Source organism: Mesorhizobium sp. M1D.F.Ca.ET.043.01.1.1 (assembly GCF_003952385.1).
Classification (GTDB): domain Bacteria; phylum Pseudomonadota; class Alphaproteobacteria; order Rhizobiales; family Rhizobiaceae; genus Mesorhizobium.
Window position 1 is genome coordinate 4,072,084 of record NZ_CP034444.1, and the last position, 17,797, is coordinate 4,089,880.

A 17,797-nucleotide genomic window follows, 5' to 3' on the forward strand; every position below is an offset into this window, starting at 1 on the left:
AATCACATGAAATCGTCGTCGGACCCGCTATCGCTGCTGTCGCTATCCTCGGTTTTGTGGAGATAGAGTGGAGGTTTGCCTGCACGCTGCCACTCACCGGCACTGTTCTTCGTCCATTTGTCGGGATGCTGCGTAGGGTCAAGCACCAGGTCGCCATGATCCACTTCAACAAACCCCATCGTCTGCGCGCGCGCTTGTGCTTCCGGATTAGCCGCACGCCAATTCAGCAACGGTCGGTCGCCGTCTATCCGAAGTTGATGCTCCAGCAGAATATCGCCCGCATTTTCGACGAGCGGATGGGCGACTTGAAGATCCACTATGGAAGTGACCTCAGTTCGACCAGGAAATTGTTCCCGCCAACTTTCCGATTCGAACTCGTTCATGCTGAATCCGCCTTCCATTCTCAGCAGTCCGGCACTCCGGTCTCCCAATTGGTAACTGAAATATCGCGCGTGCTCCGTATCTCGACGGATGCCATATTGCTGAGCAACGTCCGCGGTGCGCCTGGCTCGTGACGATACGAACTCCGAATACTCTTGAGGATTGTCGGCGATGTGCGTGATTTCATCACCATGAAATTGCCTCACCTGTCTCCTGAAGGAAGTCCTGTTGATCTCCACCACAGGAGGTCGGGAATTGAGGGAGTATGCTTGGGGAGCCGCCGATGATGAGGCGCCGCTACCTTCCGATCCGGATAAGTGCATTCGGGCAAATGTGTCCGCGAACCCTTCGCTTCCTGCATCCGATTGCTCGCCGGCATTATGCGCGCGGTAACTATCGGATGAGCCACCAATTCGACCATACATGACGATTCGTACTCCTATGTTTCGCAACCGAGCTCAAGTTAGCACGGCTGTTCAACATAGGGCGCTTAGTTGACGACTAGCTGACGAGGGCATTCCAACGGCTGCACCAATCAAATCCGCACTGCCGGCCTCAAAACCTCGGACTGCGCCACGCACCGGCCAGCAGAGGCTGCAAGGTCATGCCCGGAGGACTTGCCGTAGTTGCTGGGTGGCAGATCCGAGGGGAGTGATTGCCCCAGGCCCGCGGTTGCGCGGTTGGCCTGACAGAGACACTGGGGCACGGATGGCCAGCCGACATTTGCCACTAGCATGGAGCCAGGTCAGTTTTGAACTGGGCAGTCGTGGACTTCCAATGACTAGGCCAAGCCTGCGGCAAAGAATGCTTTCGCGACAGGCTGGAAATATTGCATAGGAACCGCGTGGCCGAGTTTTGTAGTGCCTATCAGCTGACGCGCTAAGACATGGTCATGGACGATCGTCAGGCGTAGTGCCCGCGCCTCGCTCAACACATGTGAAACGCGCTCACCTTCGGCACGGCAAACTAAGAACGGCACCCCGGTTTCACCGCGAACGTAACGCAGACCGATCAGGACCGCCCTTCCTGTTAAGACCAGCGTGGCGCGATGCACGCCAAGCGCAGGCTCGTCGGCCGCCTCCTCGCGGATGCGACGCTGTTCACCTTTCAACTCTGGCGCTCCTTGCTGATCCTTCGACTCGCGCGTCACTTCGGTATTGGTCATGCGCATTTCGCGCAGATACAACGCGCGCTGGAGCAGAAGATCGATCAGTCCGCCGACCAGCAGTGCGCCGGCGCCAATTCCCATCAGCAATTTTGTCTCCATAAAGATGAGGCCAACACAGCCCATGCCGCAGATCGGCAGAGGGACCATTGTCTTCCACATCCCGAGAAGGACAATGGAAAAGGTTGCGCTGAGAACCAATACCTTGAACATGGTCTTGCAGACTTCGACCATGGAACGAGCAGACCCCAAGCGCTTCAGCCCTTCAAAGGGGTCAATTTTCTTAAAGCTGAGCTTCATCGGCTCCAGAGAGAAGACAAATCCACCATTGGCTAGCAGGCTGGCCAAAATCACCGCGGCGACAAGGGTTCCAAGCAGCGGGCCAACAGCCGCGACTGTGAGTTGGACGAGCACAACCAATGCCTGCGGCACCGCGGTATCGAAAGGTAGGCTCTGCAACTTGGTGGCTAATAGGAGCGCTTCCCGGCATTTGTCCTCGATCACGCTGCCTCTTAGCCAAAGGTAGCCGAGCCCAGCGCAAGTCCCGACCGCGCGGACGAAATCGGAGCTACGTGGCAGCTGTCCTTTTTTGCGCGCTTCACTTAACTTCTTCGGGCTGGCGGCGTGTGTCTTCTCTTCACTTGTGTCGCTCATGGCAGCAATTTGTCGAACCACTCCAGCACGCCGTTGGCACGTGTGACCTCCAGTTTCATGCTCTCCACCAGATAGGCAGCGTAGGTGACCATGAGAACTGGAAAGACAATGTTCTTGATTGCCGGAGACAGTTGGCTCGCCTTAAATTGCGGGGCAAAGCGACGCAGCAGCATCATCGATATATCAATCAGTATCAGGAAGAACACGACAGGCCCCGATACCAATAATGCCGTGCGCATTATGCTGTCGAGAAGCCCCAACAACTCCATTGCTCCTGGCCCACTCAGTGTCGGGTGAAACTGATACACCGGCCAGATCAAGTAGCTGCGGTACAGGACACTGATCAAAGTTTCCAGGCCTCCTGATCCGACGAATATGGCAATCGCAGTGATCCCCAGAAAAACGCCCATCGCGGAAGCCTGACTGTTCGTCGCGGGATCGGCCGAAGCGGTCGGGCTGCTGATGCCGCGTTGGTTGTCGATAAGCTCCCCGGCAGCCTGAAGGCCCCAAAGCGGAATGCCAAGAAAAGTGCCAAGGAGTACACCGACAAAAACTTCCTTGAATCCGAGCAGGGTTAGCTGGATCAGGCGCGTATCAGGATCCAGCGCCGGCAATCCGCCGCTGACGTGTGCCAGGCATGGTAGTGCGAAGCCAACAGCCAAACAGCCCCGGATCAGCCCACTGATCTGCGAGCGTGTGAATACGGGAAAGATCAGCATGATGCCCATCGCGCGGGCTGCCCCAAGACCTGCCGCAACGACGAGTTCGAGAGCCGTCTGGATCAGAATTTGAATATCGGCCGATGGCGCGTCCATGGGGCGGACTAGTAGCTAAGTGTCATTGCGGGAAACTCGGTGAAGATCTGATCGGCTAGCTCTATGAGCGGGGCGCTTAGCACAGGAGCAAACAGCCCAATCACCGCGACAACGACCAGAAGCTTCACGGTGAGCGGCAAGCTTTCATCCTGGATCTGCGTCGCCGCCTGGAGGATGCCGATGACGAGGCCGACAACCACTGATGCAATGAGCGGCGGTAGAATCCAGATCATGAAAACCACCAGTGATTGGCTCATAAGAGTAATGATGCTGGATTCAGTGATGATCAGCCTCCCGGTAACGTATAACTCAGCACAAGCCCATGCATCAATTTTGACCAACCATCAATGGCAACAAACAAGAAGATCTTGAACGGGACAGATATAACAGTTGGTGAGACCATCGACATACCCATTGCCATCAAGATAGTTGTCACTATCAGATCTATAACAATAAAAGGCAGATAAAGTAGAAATCCTATCTCAAATCCGCGCTTCAATTCTGATAGCAAGAAAGATGGTACAAGTATTGCAAAGTCATCAGGCGTGGCTGCAGCGTGCATTTCCTCTGGCCAGACCTTTTCTGTCGAAGATAGGAAAAATCGCCGCTGCTCTTCATTTGTGAATTTCTTGAGATGCTCGCGCAAGGGCTCACTTCCGGCTTTAGCGGCGCTTACCCAGTCGTCGAATGTCTGATAGTGGAGCTTGGGATCCGACATGCGGTCATAGGTCTGCTCAGCAACGGGCGCACTAACGAACATAGTGAGGATCATCGCCGCGGCGTACAGCACCACATTGGGTGGTATGGTCTGGGTCCCGAGCGCATTGCGGACGAGGAAAAGAACAATTGATACCTTTACAAAGGCCGTTGTCGTGGCAACTGCTAAAACCAGCAGACCGAGTCCGGCGGTAACCGCAAGAAGCGCCAGGATTGTCGGCTGAGCTTCACTCATTGCATGCAAACCCGCCACGGAGCCTGATGCCCAGCTCTTCTCCGATGCGGACAATGTCGCCACGCCCGATACGCTGACCATTGGCCACTATGTCGACCGGGCCGTCGATCGGCCATCCAAGTTCAAAAATATGCCCTTCGCCGGCACTTCTTAATTCCCCAAGAGAAATAGGCCAGCGGCCGCATTCAAAGACAAGCACGATCTCGACATCGTCGAGATCCTTAGTAAGCTCCAGTTGCGATCCGGGTTGTGTCATATGCGCACTCTCCAAAGGACACGGTCGCGGGCGGAAAGGCCCCCGCAAGATTAATTCATCGCCGTCAAGATCCGCCTCGGCGCACAACTGGCCGACAGCTAGGGTGATCTGGCCGCGGCCGAACGGCGCAATATCGGGCAACAATGCATCACCGACACATGCGCTTCGAAGAAGCGCCGCAGGAAGGCGAAGCGTGCCGACCTCTCCTGCAACAATGAGCGGGAGCTCTGGAGGCAGCCCGCCCAGCTGCCGCGGCAACTGGGCAAGCAGTTCGCCTAGCGCGCGAAACGCAGGCGGTACTAAGCCGTCAAGTGGCGTGAACAGGAATAGACGGCCCTTGCCCTTGACCGCGCCGAAAATGATGTCGAGTTCAAGATGAGGAGCCAGCATCGTGGCTTCGCATACCCGCACGAGTTGCACGTTCAGACGCGTCGTCTCCTCCAGTCGAGTGACAAGCGGCTCCAGAGCGAGTTCGAGAATTAGCGAAGCAGTTGGCTCGGAAGGGAAGGCCAAGCCGTTCTGCACTGTCGTGATGAACTCCTCTACGAGCGGGCGCGACAGTGACAAGATGACCGTTTCGGCTCCCACTCTCCAGACGCAGTCAAGCATCGGAATGGCAGCAGGTTCCTGCTGCCAGACAAGCCCTGCCGTTCGCACCGATAGCGGCACCTCGTTGATCCGGCTTTGAAACGGCGTGCGCGGCGCTGCTGTATCATTGAGCCACGAGACAACCGTGTGGGACAGTTTCAGAACTGGTTCGAACATGGCGGGTGTGACCGCAGCGCCTATCAAAGACTGCACGGTCGTGTCATTCGGACGACCTCTTGCGACCGTCGGATCCGGTTGCGCGGCATTTAGGCAAGCGACCCCCTCGCATATTTCAGCAGTATCTCATCGTCGGCCTCGATCTCGGCTGCGGCCTCCGAATGAGTCTCGACGGCGCGCCGCACGTCGTCCTCGATTTGTTGCCATTTGTCCCTTGCCGCCGAACATATGACCCATAGCTCCCTCGTCCTGGACGCCGCCATCTCAGCCTCCTCTTGAGCGATTTGGGTATCATCAAGCATCTGCCGTCTGGAATTGATCTCAGCGGCAAGTTGTTCAGTGTGAAGGCGGTGACGGTCGAGCGCTGCGCTAGACAAGTTGTCGAGTGACATCAGATGCTGATAGAGCGCTGCTTCTTTTCTTGAACAATGTTGCTGTATCATTGCAAGCTCCCTAGAGGCATTTTGTACGGCTGAGGCGGCCACATCGCGCTGGGCTTCCTTCTTGGACAGCTCGCCAAGGGCACGACGCTCTTGCATTTCCTTCAGAAGCCGTAACCTCGAAGACTGAATCCAGTTTACGCGGTCAGACGCGACATCCATGCGACCGTCTCCTCGAAATCTGACGCGTCATCTTCGCTCTGGCGCAGAAACTCCCTCAGTTCGTCGATTGACGCGACAGCCCGGTCAGTCAGGGGATCTCCACCTGGCTTGTATTCGCCAACATTGATCAAGAACTCGGTCTCGGCATAGCGCGACAGGAGCTCGCGGAAAATGGATGCTGCCTTGCGATGTGTCCCCGAAACGACTGCATCCATGACGCGGCTGCGACTCTGCAGCACATCAATAGCGGGGAAATGCGATCGCGCCGCAATAGCGCGTGAGAGGATGACATGGCCATCGAGAATACCACGCGATTCCTCGGCGATTGGATCACCCGTGCCATCACCCTCTACAAGCACCGTATAGAAGGCCGTGATTGAGCCCCGCTCACCCATGCCGGCGCGCTCGAGCAGGCCTGGCAGCATGCCAAAAACGGAAGGAGGAAAGCCCCGTCGCGTCGGCGGCTCACCCGCAGCAAGGCCTATTTCGCGCATAGCGCGGCAGAAGCGCGTCAGCGAATCCAGCATGAGAGCAACGCGTAGGCCTTGATCGCGGAAATATTCCGCGAGCGCAGTCGCCATTGGAGCGCATTGCGCACGCTCTACCGCCGAGCGGTCGGATGTTTCAACCACGACGACCGTACGGAGAAGGCCCTCTTCACCAAGATTCCTTTCGATGAATTCACGAACTTCCCGTCCACGTTCGCCTATGAGCGCCACTATGACGACGTCAGCGGCGGCACCCTTTACGATCTGTGACAACAGCGTCGACTTGCCACCACCTGGCTCGCCATAAATCCCGATCCGCTGGCCCTCGCCGCACGTCAGCAGACCATCGAGGACACGGACCCCAAGCGGGAATGGCCGCTCAATCATGCGCCTCGTCATCGGATTGGGGGCTCTGCCATGCAGGGGCCGAGTTTCGACGGTCTTGATTTCGCCTTTGCCGTCCAATGGGCGGCAACGACTGTCGATCACGCGACCGAGCAAATCGCCGCCGACGGGCACCTCACGCATTCGGCCAGTGGCCACGACCTCTGCGCGGCTGGATAGGCCCACCAAGTCCCCGATCGGTGTCAGCAATACACCATCACCCGACAGGCCGATCACCTCGGCCTCGAGCGACAGCCCGGTTCGCGGGTCCTCTAGGAGGCAAAGTTCCCCAATACGAGTGTCTGGCAAGACGGCATGAACCAGTGTGCCGATAGCCCGCGTGATCCGACCGCGCACCGCACGCGTGTCAATTCGCTTGGCCGCAGCCCTCAAAGACGAGATTGCTGGAACGAGAGCTCGAGTGTCGGCGTCAGCGTTATGTTCTGGGACGGGCTTTCTCATAGCTCGCCTTTCTCACAGAGCGTCCCGAAACCAAGGCGCAGCGCGCGCATCTGGGCGTCAAGTCCAAGGTCAACATTGCCGTACTCGCTCCACAGCACGCAGCGTTGCGGCGACAATGTCGGGTCGGGCTCGATCCGCACCCTTGGTCGACCATCCTGGCCGTCGCATCGAGCAAACTCTCGTGCAAGCATGTCGACTTGCATGGGAGAAACATGAAGGCAAACGTCGGCGCCGCTGTATTGACACTCTATGGCGTGACGAACAGCCCTCACCAATAGCTCGCCCGGATCGAAAGCGCCGATAAGATCGCTCAATATTTCCATCACGAGCTGCGGCAATTCCTGCTCCAGAGCCGCCTTTCGTCGCGCGATTTCGGAGATTGTCTCCGCAATCAACCCTGCCATCTCCTCGGTGCCTGCATTCGAGCCCTCCATGTGGCCGCGCGCCCACGCCCGCTGGTAAACCGCGCGTGCCCAGTTTCGAACGCGCTGCCGATGCCGTTCTGCCGCGGCAAGGGCTTGCGCGGCGCTGTGCCAGGTTTCGAGCTCGCTCGCGGGTATCAGTGGTCCGACTGGACGCATCTGCGGCGCTATTGGCCCCTCGGAAAGTTCGACTGTCATTTCACCGGGGTCTCTGTCTCAAAATGAGCTACTACAAGTGAAAGCAATTGGCCGGCGGCGGTCCAATGCTCATGTGCTGGAGTCTCCGCGGCAGTCCCCTCGGGCAATCGAAGAAGCACGCGGTTACGCTCGGTCGCTGAACTGTCCTGGAGCCAAGCTCCAAGACATGCGTGTCCATCGTATTCGATTTGCTGAGCGAGTTTTTCTGGGTCCGAGATCAGTCTTTTGTCAACAGCATGCAGCAGGTGTCGGATTCCGAATGCGTGTGCATCCACGCCGATGCGTTTAACAAGGATGGCAAGCTCAGGCTGAGAGACAAACGCGACCAGCGAACGGGCATGCCAGATACTACCAGCAAGAAGGGCCGCTCGATATGGATCATGCCCGCGTAGAAGGTCCGGCCTGCAGCCGATGTGGTTCAGATCCACGTCATCGTTGCCCAGCAATTCTGCCAGCCTTGGATGCAGTCTGGAACACTTCTGCAACTTCACTAACGTTTCGGCCGATAACGCTGGATCAAGACGCGCCGCAAGACGGGTTGGATGGGCCGAAGCCGCAAGCTCGCTCGCGCCCGGAAAGTGCGGACCATCAGGTCGGGCGGTCTGTATAGGCATTGGCAATGAGATGTCACCCACGTCCAATTGCAGGCATTCTTTTGCGAATGGCCTCGACAGCAGAAGCATCCCGGCGCCCCTCGACCTTGGAAACGCCGGTTGATTGCTTGCGCCGACGCGTAACAACGCCGATCAAGAGATAACAGGCCACGGCGAATACGGCTGCGGCAAAACCTGTTACGGTCGCCAGAAGTGGCGCAGGAAGAGGTAGTGATGCTTGTGGCAAAACAGCAGTCGGATCGGGCCGTTGCTCGTGTGCGGACCGTTCTACCGGCACCAAAACCACTTCCACCTTATCGTAGGACAGGCCTTCGATGCTGTCGGCTACAAGCATCTTTATCTTTGGCAGCAGAGCCGCGACATTTGTTTTTGCGTCGTGCCTGATAAACACCGAGGCCGAGGATGGCGTGGCACCGGCTCGCACAAGGTCGTTATGCGGCAGCACGACGTGAACACGTACAGAAAAAACGCCATCGATATCGCTGATCGTCCGCGACAACTCTTCGCTCAGGGCATACACGTAACGGGCACGCTCTTCGGTCGGCGAGGCAATCAGGCCTGATCCTTGGAATATCTCACCGAGGTTCTTGAAGGATTGGCGCGGCAGCCCCTTGGCGTTCAGAAGGTTGATTGAGAAGGCGAGCAGCTTTTCGTCAACCTGGATCGTGCTGGTTCCATCCTTGGCGACCACCCGGATCGCGGCGACCCCGTTGTCTTCAAGAAGTGCGAGCATTTCATTTGCCTCACGCTCTTGCAATTGCGTGTAGAGGTCGGCTTTGCAAGCAGTGAGGGCGACGAGAACTGGCAGCATGACAAGTCTAACCGACCGCCACCCTGACAGGCCACGCATGATTTCGCCCTCGGCCAAGCCAATCATGCGCGCGGTTCAGCCTTCCTTCAAAAGTTTATTCACGGATGATGTGACGCCGCTGACGCCTTTGGAGATAAGCGCCACCTGGGTGACGCCGTTGTAAACATCCCGAAGACCAGCCATCATCGTTTCGAAGTCTTGCCCTTGTTGGGGAATGCCCGAGATTCCGGTTCCCGCCTCACCTGGAACGGGAAGCTTCTGCGCCGGTCCCGGTAGAGCGCCCTTCGAAAGGGCTATGTCATGGTCGAGCGCGGGGAAGGAAACAGTGTTGTGTGGATATAGGGAGGAAATCGTCTGCAACACGCGATCGCCCATGCCGCTCGTCGGCGCAGCCGCGCGCTGAACATCCATCGCCGCAGCAACTGGCGCCGCACTCGCTGGCCCCGCGGCGGCATCGTTTTTCAGCGAGTCGGCTGCATGCCCTAAGGCGCGCTCAAACTGGGCCTGCTCGACAATCGACGGTGATCCGACCCTGGGGAGGCCAGCCGTTAGAGTGGCAGAGATCGACGTGACAGGCATCATCATGTAAGGACTCGGTTGCTCTCTCTGACCGGGCGAGCCCCGCCCATTCATCACCCGGTGTCGGCGCAACACTCCTAGGGGGGCAAGCTGACAACAAGCTGACTAACGGCGGCGTCATTTCGACAATCTAAAATCTCTTCGGCAATTTAGTCACTTGTGATGATTTCAGCGTTTGGTTTATCAGTGCGACATGCCGAGAACGCTTATCCAACCCGTCACCCTGCATGTTTTGAGACTTCTTTGTGCCGGGTTTTTTCTGTCCACCGGGATTCACCCGGCGCATGCAGTCCCGCTGTCCCTTCCGGCGACACCCTATAGATACACGGTTCTGGATCAGGAGCTCGCTGCAGCGTTGCAGGAATTCGGCAACAACCTGAATATCAGGGTCAACATCAGTCCTGCGGTGAAGGGGCGAATTCGCGGACGTATGCCTGATTTGCCACCGCGCGCGTTCCTCGACCGCTTGACGAACCTTTACGGTCTACAATGGTACTATGACGGCCTTGTGCTCTATGTGTCTGCTGCACAAGAATCGCAAACTCGAATGCTTTTGATGACGTCGATTCGCTTCGATGCGTTCAAGGGGGCTCTCGACAAGCTTGATATCTCCGACGAGCGCTATGTGGTCAAACCCGTGCCAGGCAATGGCCTCGTCTTCGTTTCCGGTCCACCGCGCTTCGTCGCACTCGTGGAGCAGACCTTTAACGGCTTGGTGGCGCAGGCGCAGGCGCAGACTCACATAGCGGCAACGCCAAAGGAATCAGTGCTGATCTTGTTTCGCGGCTCCTCCACTACGGTCGTTCGCGACGGACGACCGGATGCTTCTTATTCTTCTGACATCCCACAACAGGATAGCGTTGGCGGGAAGCCTGAGCTGGGCAAGAAATGAACATTGAGGATTTCCCGCAGCTCTGAAGAACATGACTGCGGCTACCCCTTTGTGAACTCTTCGCAAACTCGTCAGTTTCTCGAAAGCTAATCCGCTCATGATGAGTCCCGGCAGCTCTCGCGGTGACTCCGGCCATTGTGTTGGACCGAACCTTGGAGCCGGCCCGGAACACAGCAATTGAAGGCAGGGCAGGCGCATTCGTGACCTGCCGACGCTTGGAATTGTCGAATTTTGTGAAACGCAAGGGATCTTCTGTCGGGGTCTCTTGTGGGGATTTCAACGTCACGTCTGAGGATGCATAATGTCGGCCAGTAATCTTTCAACTTTCTACCGCTCAAATTCGCTACAGTCCGCAAGGGGTTGGCCGGGCCTGAAAGTTTCCCATTTTGCGACCCAGCATCAGCAAAGTGCATCGTGCTTCGAAGCGATGCTGTCCACTTGTGTGCTGGCAGACAAGCCCGGCTCTTTCGCGCAAGGGGATCTGCCAGCGTCGAATCTTGATTCGACAATGGATAAATTGCGGCAGGACCCTTTGGGCCATCTGGCACCGGATGTCTTGACATTGAATGGCTTGGAGCAACACCCACTGGATCTGCTGCCGCCAAATATGAGGGCGGCTCTCAAGGAGGACCAATCGCAACGCTCCAAGGCGACTGAAGCCCAACATCTGCTCGGCGTCACTCCGAAGATCGAGCCGGCTCCCAGGCCGAGCCCCGGAATCACGTGGAACGGTGGGTCGCTGACCACGGCTGAGTTGCAGATTGTTGCGGTACTCAACCGTCACAAGGACCAATGCCCGCTTACTTGGAAGTCGTTGACCGACAAAGCCAATGATCCCTCTACGCCACCGGATCTGAAAGCGGCGATCCAGGGACTGCAGCAGGATTCGGGACTTTTTTATGCGATTGGCTCGCAGGGCGACGGCCGCTGTGGAGGCAAGATCAACGCCAAGGACTTGGCCGGATTTTCAAACCACCACCCACAAGTTGCTGCATTTCAGGAAGCCCAAGCGCGAAGCTACGAGCAGAACTACATACCATCCGACGGCAGCGGAGGTTTGCAGCCTTCGGTCATGACCTTGAGCGATGCCTTGCGGGAGTTTTACCGGTACTCCGAAAATCTGTCCAAGGACCTGAGTCTGGATGAGTTCAAGAAAATGGTCGGCGGCGAATCGAAAAACGGCAAATTTCCGCCCCAGGTCATTGCGGCGGCGCAATATTTCCTCGATCACCCCGATGCTTGGAACCAGTTGTGCGGTGGCTCGAAAGGGAAGATGCACAAAGAGGATTTCCTGCAAGTCGCCTCATCGTCGATGAGCCTCACGCAAACTGAGCTGAATACGGTCGAGATGATCAAGGACCATCAGGACACGTTCTTTGGAAGCGGTGTTCTGACTCGCGACAAACTGGCGAAAATGAAAGACGACAAGAGCCTTGATCCGAAAGTGCGGGAAGCAGCCTCTCAGCTCCTTTCAGATCCTCTTCTGTTTGGCCTCCTGAACAATTCGATCACGGGCTATAAGACCCATCATAAATTCTTCGACTTTGGCGGCGGGCATACGGTTGATTCCGGCAATATCAGCAAAAAAGACTTTGCCCATTTTTGCACAAACATGTCGTCTGCGAACCGCAACGTTCAGCAGCCAATCACCCACGGCGCCCAAACCGCAGAAGAGCAGAATGCCGTCGCGGACATGAAGATGGGCCTGATGGACCAGCCTGACATTAAGTCAGCCAAAAAGAACGGCGGGGCCGTCATGCACGTCGTCGACTCCGTGCTCAAAATCGAGACGAAAGTGCTCGACTTGGCGGCAACGGCGGTGGGACTGCTCAGCTTCATTCCGGGCCTCGGACAAGTAGCCGATCTTGCCTCGATGGTTCTCGAGGCTGAGTCGCAAGCAGCCAATCTCCTGCGTACGGCCATTAACGGAGGCGATATGAAGCGAGCGCTGGAGGAAGCTGGCCTCAATATGGCCGCGCAGGCGATCGGCCTTATCGCAGGCCCCGAGGTCAAGCTGGCCATTCGAAATGGGCTCGTAAAGCACCTGATGGAAGAGGCCTTGGCGGCAGGCATTGATCTTTCGGTCTCGACGGCGCAGGACTACGCAGAAGGCTATGTGAATAACCTCAAAGCGCGCCTTGCAGGCGGCCCTGAGCAAAGCCTAGGCCTTCCGAGCATGCCATCATTCCAGAGTGTGGCAAGCAATGTGCCCTTCGTCGGCATTGCCTTATCCTAGCCGTCGCCTTGCGCGGAAGCTTTGGCTCGCGCGCTGACATAAGGGTCATTGTGGCACAAGCAGGGGTTCATCCGCATCAACGCAGCGGTGTTCCTGACGCCATCTGGATCGGACTGTGAGGGGGATGTCCGAAGTCTGTGAAGGCTTCGGTATATGACGACTTCAGAGTTACGCTGAGCCCAGCCATCTCGAGCCGGTGCGCCGGGTCGAGGTTTTCACGGGCGCCGGCCGGCAGCGGGAATGGTCTCCGGAAGGCACGGCGCGGATGGTGGCGGAGCGGCGCAGCCGAAGGAACGGCTGTCGCGCGCCCAGGGCGGCCTCCCGAACAGCAGACGATGATCTCCTGCCTTGGGCCTATATCCTTGTGCCCACGCTCAAGGCAGTCGGCTGAAAACAGCGCTGATTTAAAACAGCATTATCCTGCACTGCACCCTCGATCCTTGCGCTCACCGATCGCTCGTCGACACGCACGCGGTCAAGTCGTTATCGGCGCTATGCCGATGGGCTTCGAGAGCAAGGTGGACGCTGAGCGGTGCGTCAGCCTCAGGGCGCGGCTGGCCAGCTTTGGGTCTCACGCTCTATGACGGCAACACCCGGCTGATCAACTTGGCCTGTTCGCGGGCTCCCGGCAGCGGCGCGGAAGCCACGGTCCGCCTTCCTCGGCTTCAGGCCAAAGATACCGCAGCATGCTCCAGAGCTATGTCTGCCGCCTCCGCCCCATCGTCGCTGGTCATGTGGAAAGGACAAGCAGGCTACGCACCCCATAATCCCGTCGGGCAGGATTCGACAGTCGACGGCGAGACATTCGCCAAACCTCACCCTTGATTCTCAGCAACGTTAAAAAAAATTCACATAATGTTCGTGAGTGTAGTCTCCTGTCAGGTGGTACATTAGCCCCAATATCTGGCGTCTTAGTCGTAGAAAGGACTGTGATCCATCTTCCATTAGCATCCATACCAGCGGATTTACAGCAAATGACGAGAGAGGTCTCATGCGGATTGATGGGGATAGAAGGGCTAGCGGCTTGCTGCATCCCGTCCGGGTTGATGCCAACCAATGTTGACACTGGTAAATCGCCTAAGGACGGCAGCGCATCTTGATCGCCTTCGAATCCTGGGCCTTTGCGCGCATGCGGATCTAACCGTCGGCGAGCTGGCCGATATTACCAGTCTGCCTCGCGAGCAGGTTCGACGCCACGTTCGGCGGCTGGGCAGAGCCAACTTTCTTTGCTGCAACGAACAACGTCCGCAGTCTTCGTACCATATGCAAGCAGGAGGCAAGGATGGCGGGCTGGCTCAATTGGTGGTCGATCTCCTGCCCCACGATGATGGCCATCATAAAAGAGACCTACAACGCCTGGAAGCAATACAAGACGCGCGGTTGAAGGGACCGCCTGCTTGATCGTGAAATAGATCAGTCCAAATGGAGCGCGACTACCATGGATAACTCCGCCGGCGGCGCCATCGCGCAGCCCGACACTTACGGGCGGCCTCACTTAGCCGCCGTCGACTCCCGCGTTCACGAACTGCTTCTAAGACAGGAGCGTCAGGAGCGGACAACTCTCAAACTGATCGCCTCCGAGAACTTTGCCTCCTCGGCGGTGTTGGAAGCGACCGGGTCGATTTTCACCAACAAGTATGCCGAGGGATACCCCGGTGCGCGCTACTACGCCGGAAACGAGATCGTCGATGAGCTTGAGACCCTCGCGATCGAGCGCCTGAAAGCGCTATTTGGCAGTGAACACGCGAACGTCCAGCCTTATTCAGGCTCGCCAGCCAACCAGGCTGTCTATCGCGCGCTTTTGAGCCCCCGTGACAAAGTCATGGGCTTGCCTTTACCCGAAGGCGGCCATCTGACTCACGGTTGGTCCGTCAATTTTTCCGGCAGCGATTATCAGCGCGTCCCGTACAGGCTGCACGAAAAGACACAGCAAATTGACTATGACCACTTGCGCGAGACCGCCAAGCGGGAACGCCCGAAGCTAATTTGGGTCGGCGGAACTGCTTATCCGCGTATTTTTGACTACGCGGCAATGGCCGAAATTGCTTCGGAGGTGAACTCGTATCTGGTGGCTGACATCGCCCACATCTGCGGCCTGGTTGTCGCAGGAGTGCATCCGAACCCCGTGTCCCATTGCGATGTGGTCACCAGCACCTCTCACAAGTCGATCCGCGGTCCCCGGGGTGGCTTCATTTTATCAAGGAATGAAGACCGTTATCAGCCCCTCCATCATCCGAAGAGCAAACACAATCTGCGCCGTGTTCCCTCTTCTGCAAGGCGGACCGCATATGAATACTATCGCCGCGCTTGCCGTCGCTTTGCAGGAAGCAGCGAACTCGTCCTTTCGTGTCTACGGTCAGCAGATCGTCCACAACGCCAAGGCTCTGGCCCAGGCGCTTCTGGAGCGAGGTTATGAACTCGTCACTGGGGGCACTGACAATCACATGCTGATCCTTGATCTTCGGGACCGGCCGCTGTCAGGCAAAGCCTATGCGGAGCGCTTATCGCGTGCAGGCATCATTGCGAATTTCAATATGGTCCCGGGCGACCGGCGGCATCCGGCGCTGACAAGCGGCATCCGCTTAGGGACACCAGCGGTGACGTCCATGGGCATGCGCGAAACGGAGATGGTGCAGATCGCCGCTTTCATCGACTCGGTCTGCCGCCAGCCCGATGACCAGGAAGTTCATGCGAGCGTACGAAGAGACGTTGCCGACTTCTGCACTGCGTTCGATGTTCCCGGCATCCGCGACCGATAAGCCACCCCAATCCAGAAACTCCTCACTAACTCCAGCACTTGAAGCGAGGGCATTTTTATGACCAGGCAGTTCGTGTTCTCTTCCGAATCCGTCGGCGCGGGACACCCCGACAAGATGGCAGACAACATCTCCGATGCCATTCTCGATGCGGTCCTGCGCACCGATCCGAAGGCGCGCGTCGCCTGTGAAGTGTTGGTGAAGACGGGGATGGTCGTTGTGGCTGGCGAGATCACCAGCCATGCCCACATCGATTACAGCCAAGTCGCCCGCGATACGATACTCGATATTGGCTACGACGATGATGCGATTGGCTTTGATGGTCGACGTTGCGCCGTCGTTCTGGCCCTCACCGAGCAGTCGCCCGACATAAGCCAGGGCGTTGATGAAGGACGAGGGCAGGATCTCGGGCAAGGGGCAGGGGATCAGGGCATCATGTTTGGATTCGCATGCAACGAGACGGATACATTGATGCCCCTGCCGATCCAACTCGCTCACCATTTGACGAAAAGACAGGCCGAGGTCCGGAAAGCGGGACAGCTTGGCTGGCTGCGTCCGGACGTGAAATCTCAAGTGTCGGTACGCTACGAAGGGCTCCGCCCGGTGGCGCTGGATACCATAGTCCTGTCAACGCAGCATGACGAAGCGGTCTCACAAGCCACGGTCCGCGAAGGCGTCATTGAGGAGATCATAAAACCGGTCCTGCCGGCCCACCTGGATACTTCGGGGATCAGATTTCTGGTCAACCCAACAGGGCGGTTCGTGGTCGGTGGGCCTGCCGGCGACTGCGGCCTCACAGGACGGAAGATCATCGTCGATTCCTACGGTGGGACCGGGCGTCACGGCGGCGGTGCCTTTTCGGGCAAGGACCCATCCAAGGTTGACCGCTCGGCGGCCTATGCCGCCCGGTATGTCGCGAAGAACATCGTTGCCAGCGGCCTTGCAGAGGTCTGCGAGGTTCAGCTTGCCTACGCGATCGGCGTGGCCAGTCCGGTTTCTGTCATGGTCAATACCTTCGGAACCGCAAGGATCGAGGAAAAAAGGATCGAGCGCCTTGTTCTCGAGGTTTTCAATCTCCGACCGAAAGGCATCATCAAGATGCTTGATCTCTTACGGCCGATATACCGCAAGACGGCGACATACGGACACTTCGGGCGTGAAGAGCCTGAGTTCACTTGGGAGAAGACGGACAAAGCTGACGATTTGCTGCGTGAAGCCGGACCGGCAGCTGCGTGAGGGCGGCTGGATCAAGCGCATGCGGCAACCCATTTCAACTCGCGAGACCACGCCCGGCCGGCGTGGCAAGAAGCCGGCTCGGGTTTTGGCGGAGATTTTGATGCCGGATTATGACGTGCTTTGCATCGGCAATGCCATTGTCGACATCATCGCCCAGTGCGACGAGGAATTCCTCGAGACCAACGGCATCATCAAGGGCGCGATGAACCTCATCGACACACAACGCGCCGAACTGCTCTACAGCCGCATGGGTCCGGCGATCGAAGCGTCCGGCGGCAGCGCCGGCAACACGGCGGCCGGCGTCGCCAGCTTTGGCGGCCGCGCGGCCTTCTTCGGCAAGGTCTCCAACGATGCGCTGGGCGAAATCTACGCCCACGACATCCATGCGCAGGGCGTCGCCTTCGGCACCACGCCGCTCAAGGGTGAGCCGCCGACGGCGCGCTCGATGATCTTCGTCACGCCCGACGGCGAGCGCTCGATGAACACCTATCTCGGCGCCTGCGTCGAGCTTGGCCCTGAGGATGTCGAAGCCGACAAGGCGTCCGGCGCCAAGGTCACCTATTTCGAAGGCTATCTGTGGGACCCGCCGCGCGCCAAGGAGGCAATCCGCCAGACGGCGAAGCTGGCGCACGCGGCAGGCCGAGAAGTGTCGATGACGCTATCGGATTCGTTCTGCGTCGACCGCTACCGCGACGAATTCCTCGACCTGATGCGCTCGGGCACGGTCGACATCGTCTTTGCCAACAGCCACGAGATCAAGTCGCTCTACCAGACATCGTCGTTCGACGAGGCGCTGGCCCAGATCCGCAAGGATTGCCGGATCGCCGCCGTCACCCGCTCGGAAAAAGGCTCGGTGATCGTGCGCGGCGACGAGACCGTGGTGATCAAGGCGACCGCCATCAAGGAACTGGTCGACACGACGGGCGCCGGCGATCTCTATGCCGCCGGCTTCCTGCATGGCTACACGCAAGGCCGCGACCTGCAGACTTGCGGCGACCTTGGCTCACTGGCAGCCGGATTGGTGATCCAGCAGATCGGCCCCAGGCCCCGTCAGAATTTGCGCCGCGAGGCCGAGCAGGCGGGGCTGACCATTCCGGACGTTCAAACGAGTTAGTGGCCTACCTTCCCG

At 58.0% G+C, this 17,797-nt stretch carries 17 protein-coding genes and 1 pseudogene; 5 read left to right on the top strand and 13 right to left on the bottom strand.

Features of this window, described 5'->3' with window-relative positions; all coding sequences use genetic code 11:
• Positions 1 to 2 precede the first annotated feature (2 nt).
• The 12 genes from EJ067_RS19760 to EJ067_RS19815 form a co-directional block, all read right to left on the bottom strand.
• On the bottom strand, positions 3 to 806 hold the full coding sequence (locus EJ067_RS19760) for a hypothetical protein (protein ID WP_024505378.1): 804 nt from the start codon (positions 804 to 806) through the stop codon (positions 3 to 5).
• A 356-nt stretch (positions 807 to 1,162) separates the two neighbouring features.
• Positions 1,163 to 2,200, bottom strand: coding sequence for an EscU/YscU/HrcU family type III secretion system export apparatus switch protein (locus tag EJ067_RS19765; protein ID WP_024505377.1), 1,038 nt, complete (start codon positions 2,198 to 2,200; stop codon positions 1,163 to 1,165).
• Positions 2,197 to 3,015: a type III secretion system export apparatus subunit SctT gene (gene sctT / locus EJ067_RS19770; RefSeq protein WP_024505376.1), complete on the bottom strand. Its 819-nt coding sequence runs from the start codon at positions 3,013 to 3,015 to the stop codon at positions 2,197 to 2,199. Before sctT ends, EJ067_RS19765 begins: the two co-directional genes overlap by 4 nt.
• A gap of 8 nt (positions 3,016 to 3,023) precedes the next feature.
• Positions 3,024 to 3,299 (bottom strand): EscS/YscS/HrcS family type III secretion system export apparatus protein, encoded by a 276-nt coding sequence (locus EJ067_RS19775; protein WP_024505375.1) that lies wholly within the window; start codon positions 3,297 to 3,299, stop codon positions 3,024 to 3,026.
• Between the two features lie 2 nt (positions 3,300 to 3,301).
• Positions 3,302 to 3,967: a type III secretion system export apparatus subunit SctR gene (sctR, locus tag EJ067_RS19780; RefSeq protein WP_029354851.1), complete on the bottom strand. Its 666-nt coding sequence runs from the start codon at positions 3,965 to 3,967 to the stop codon at positions 3,302 to 3,304.
• Positions 3,960 to 4,988 (bottom strand): type III secretion system cytoplasmic ring protein SctQ, encoded by a 1,029-nt coding sequence (sctQ, locus tag EJ067_RS19785; protein ID WP_095769044.1) that lies wholly within the window; start codon positions 4,986 to 4,988, stop codon positions 3,960 to 3,962. Before sctQ ends, sctR begins: the two co-directional genes overlap by 8 nt.
• A gap of 89 nt (positions 4,989 to 5,077) precedes the next feature.
• The gene (locus tag EJ067_RS19790) at positions 5,078 to 5,590 is read right to left on the bottom strand and encodes a hypothetical protein (protein ID WP_032899688.1); all 513 of its coding nucleotides are present in this window, start codon (positions 5,588 to 5,590) and stop codon (positions 5,078 to 5,080) included.
• Positions 5,566 to 6,924, bottom strand: a complete 1,359-nt coding sequence (gene sctN, locus EJ067_RS19795; protein ID WP_024505372.1) for a type III secretion system ATPase SctN — start codon at positions 6,922 to 6,924, stop codon at positions 5,566 to 5,568. The genes EJ067_RS19790 and sctN overlap by 25 nt, the downstream gene beginning before the upstream one ends.
• Complete coding sequence (gene sctL, locus EJ067_RS19800; RefSeq protein ID WP_024505371.1) at positions 6,921 to 7,544, bottom strand: type III secretion system stator protein SctL; 624 nt, start codon at positions 7,542 to 7,544, stop codon at positions 6,921 to 6,923. The genes sctN and sctL overlap by 4 nt, the downstream gene beginning before the upstream one ends.
• Positions 7,541 to 8,179 (bottom strand): nodulation protein NolU, encoded by a 639-nt coding sequence (locus EJ067_RS19805; RefSeq protein ID WP_306462680.1) that lies wholly within the window; start codon positions 8,177 to 8,179, stop codon positions 7,541 to 7,543. The genes sctL and EJ067_RS19805 overlap by 4 nt, the downstream gene beginning before the upstream one ends.
• Positions 8,172 to 9,035 carry a type III secretion inner membrane ring lipoprotein SctJ gene (sctJ, locus tag EJ067_RS19810; RefSeq protein WP_024505369.1) on the bottom strand — a complete coding sequence of 288 codons (864 nt, stop codon included), beginning with the start codon at positions 9,033 to 9,035 and terminating at the stop codon, positions 8,172 to 8,174. The genes EJ067_RS19805 and sctJ overlap by 8 nt, the downstream gene beginning before the upstream one ends.
• A 9-nt stretch (positions 9,036 to 9,044) precedes the next feature.
• Positions 9,045 to 9,554, bottom strand: a complete 510-nt coding sequence (locus EJ067_RS19815) for a nodulation protein NolB (protein ID WP_024505368.1) — start codon at positions 9,552 to 9,554, stop codon at positions 9,045 to 9,047.
• A gap of 187 nt (positions 9,555 to 9,741) precedes the next feature.
• Here EJ067_RS19815 and EJ067_RS19820 point away from each other — a divergent pair, with 187 nt between their 5' ends.
• Both EJ067_RS19820 and EJ067_RS19825 read left to right on the top strand, forming a co-directional pair.
• Complete coding sequence (locus EJ067_RS19820) at positions 9,742 to 10,440, top strand: secretin N-terminal domain-containing protein (RefSeq protein ID WP_024505367.1); 699 nt, start codon at positions 9,742 to 9,744, stop codon at positions 10,438 to 10,440.
• A gap of 301 nt (positions 10,441 to 10,741) precedes the next feature.
• The gene (locus EJ067_RS19825) at positions 10,742 to 12,676 is read left to right on the top strand and encodes an HrpF/NolX family T3SS translocon protein (protein WP_024505366.1); all 1,935 of its coding nucleotides are present in this window, start codon (positions 10,742 to 10,744) and stop codon (positions 12,674 to 12,676) included.
• A gap of 1,137 nt (positions 12,677 to 13,813) precedes the next feature.
• Here the strand turns inward: EJ067_RS19825 and EJ067_RS34670 are convergent.
• Complete coding sequence (locus tag EJ067_RS34670) at positions 13,814 to 14,014, bottom strand: hypothetical protein (RefSeq protein WP_024505365.1); 201 nt, start codon at positions 14,012 to 14,014, stop codon at positions 13,814 to 13,816.
• A 100-nt stretch (positions 14,015 to 14,114) separates the two neighbouring features.
• Between EJ067_RS34670 and glyA the strand changes: the two are divergent.
• The 3 genes and pseudogenes from glyA to EJ067_RS19850 all read left to right on the top strand — a co-directional run bounded on the left by glyA (position 14,115) and on the right by EJ067_RS19850 (position 17,782).
• Positions 14,115 to 15,435 (top strand): annotated as a pseudogene (gene glyA, locus EJ067_RS19840) (serine hydroxymethyltransferase).
• Between the two features lie 57 nt (positions 15,436 to 15,492).
• Complete coding sequence (gene metK / locus EJ067_RS19845; protein WP_063169265.1) at positions 15,493 to 16,668, top strand: methionine adenosyltransferase; 1,176 nt, start codon at positions 15,493 to 15,495, stop codon at positions 16,666 to 16,668.
• A 100-nt stretch (positions 16,669 to 16,768) separates the two neighbouring features.
• Positions 16,769 to 17,782, top strand: coding sequence for an adenosine kinase (locus tag EJ067_RS19850; RefSeq protein WP_126063919.1), 1,014 nt, complete (start codon positions 16,769 to 16,771; stop codon positions 17,780 to 17,782).
• Positions 17,783 to 17,797 lie beyond the last annotated feature (15 nt).